At 71.6% G+C, this 1,714-nt stretch carries 4 protein-coding genes; 1 reads left to right on the top strand and 3 read right to left on the bottom strand.

Features of this window, described 5'->3' with window-relative positions:
- On the bottom strand, positions 1-280 hold a 280-nt coding region (locus C1I98_RS38555; protein WP_199537546.1), incomplete at its 3' end, for a hypothetical protein.
- Positions 277-831, bottom strand: coding sequence for an RNA polymerase sigma factor (locus C1I98_RS38550; RefSeq protein ID WP_111172143.1), 555 nt, complete (start codon positions 829-831; stop codon positions 277-279). The genes C1I98_RS38550 and C1I98_RS38555, both read right to left, overlap by 4 nt.
- Positions 832-928: 97 nt before the next feature.
- Between C1I98_RS38550 and C1I98_RS38545 the strand changes: the two genes are divergently transcribed.
- The gene (locus C1I98_RS38545) at positions 929-1,453 is read left to right on the top strand and encodes a DinB family protein (RefSeq protein ID WP_111172142.1); all 525 of its coding nucleotides are present in this window, start codon (positions 929-931) and stop codon (positions 1,451-1,453) included.
- A gap of 29 nt (positions 1,454-1,482) precedes the next feature.
- Here the strand turns inward: C1I98_RS38545 and C1I98_RS38540 are convergent, their stop codons facing one another.
- Positions 1,483-1,668, bottom strand: a complete 186-nt coding sequence (locus C1I98_RS38540; protein WP_199537545.1) for a hypothetical protein — start codon at positions 1,666-1,668, stop codon at positions 1,483-1,485.
- Between the last annotated feature and the right edge of the window lie 46 nt (positions 1,669-1,714).

Genomic DNA, 1,714 nt, shown 5'->3' with positions numbered 1-1,714 from the left:
CCTCCAGTCCCTCGGCGTCGCGGAAGTCGTCGATCCGTACCCCGACGTCTCCGTCCGGGTCACTGGTCACCGCGAAGGCGGCCCCGCCGATCCCCCCGCTGATGGTCACCGTCGCCGCGGCCACCGCCGCGACCCCGGCCGCCGCGGCTGCCAGGCCGTACCCGCGCCGCCACCGCGGGCCGCGGGTGACCGGTGTCCGTACGGCCATCGTGTCCTCCTCGGACCTGCTGATCATGTCCTGCTTCAGCGCACTGAGCAGGCGCTCCTCGAAGTTGCTCATACCTCTCCCTCGACTCCCTCCACGTACGCGACCGGTGGCGAAGCGACGGCCGCCAGCGCCCGGCGGGCGCGGTGCAGGCGGACCCGGGCGGTGACCCGCTTGACGCCCAGGGCCTCGGCGGCCTCCGACACCGTGAGCTGGTCGATCACCACGAGTTCCAGCACGGCCCGTTCGCCTTCCGGAAGGTCGCGCATGGCCTCCCAGGCCCGCCGGGTACCGCGTTCGGCGTCGATCCGGTCCTCCATCCGGCCGACATCGTCGTCGTCCATCAGCCGCCGCCCGGCGACCCGGCCGGTCACCCGGCTCTCGATGGCCGTGCGCCGGTGCTCGGCGGACACCACGTTGCGGGCCACGCCGTACAGCCAGGCGATCTCACTGCCCCGCCCGGGGCGGTACCCGTGCGCGGCGTCCAGGGCCGCCAGGAAGATGTCCGCGGTCAGGTCGGCGGCGAGGTGCGGATCACTGACCCGCCGTACGACGAACCGCATGACCGCGTCCACGTGACGGCGGTAGAAGTCCTCAAAGACCGCGGGGTCCTGATGGAGGCGCACCGGCCTCGCTCCCTTCGTCGTCCGCCCTTACATCCCTACTTGGGGCGAACGCCGAAATGCGTTTCCGGCCATGATGGTTCCCGGCGATGATGGGAGCATGATCTGGACCGCGCCCCCCATCACCCGCGACAAGATGCCCCTGACCGGCGACGAACGCACGCTGTTGGAAGGCTGGCTGGAGTTTCACCGGCAGACGCTGCTAACCAAGTGCGCCGGGCTCACCTTCGCCCAGCTCACCGAGCGGGCGGCCCCGCCGTCGGGGCTGACGCTGCTCGGCCTGGTGCGGCACATGGCCGAGGTGGAGCGCTCGTGGTTTCGCCACAGGTTCGCCGGGGAGGACGTCGAGTCGCTGTACTGCGCCGATCCGGACAACCCGGACGGTGACTTCGACGACGTGGGCACCGCCGACCCCGAGGCGGACTTCGCCACCCTCCAGCGGGAGATCGAACTCGCCCGCGCGGCGGCGGCCGGCCGCTCCCTGGACGAGACCTTCTACCACACCCACCGGCAGGTGGAGCTGACCCTGCGCTGGGTGTATCTGCACATGATCGAGGAGTACGCCCGCCACAACGGGCACGCCGACCTGCTACGCGAGCGCGTGGACGGCACCACCGGCACCTGACGGCACCACCGGCACCTGACGGCGCACGGTCAGTTGCCGACGGCGTCGCGCATGCGCTCGTCGGTCCAGTAGTCGGCGACCTTGGCGGGGTCGCCCTGGTTGTGGACCCCTTCGGCCGCGTCGCCGGAGCCGCGGGTCAGCGCCACCGCCGCCGCGGCGGCCCCCACGACGGCCAGCACCACGATGGCCGTCACGGTGAGTGTTCTCCTGTTCACGAAATCCATACTACGTCACCCCCCACCCCCGAACCCGGACCTGCGG

Origin of the sequence: Spongiactinospora gelatinilytica, from assembly GCF_003236385.1 — a bacterium.
Lineage (GTDB): Bacteria > Actinomycetota > Actinomycetes > Streptosporangiales > Streptosporangiaceae > Spongiactinospora > Spongiactinospora gelatinilytica.
Note: the sequence above shows the minus strand (reverse complement) of the source record. Positions and strands in the feature narration are given on the sequence as shown.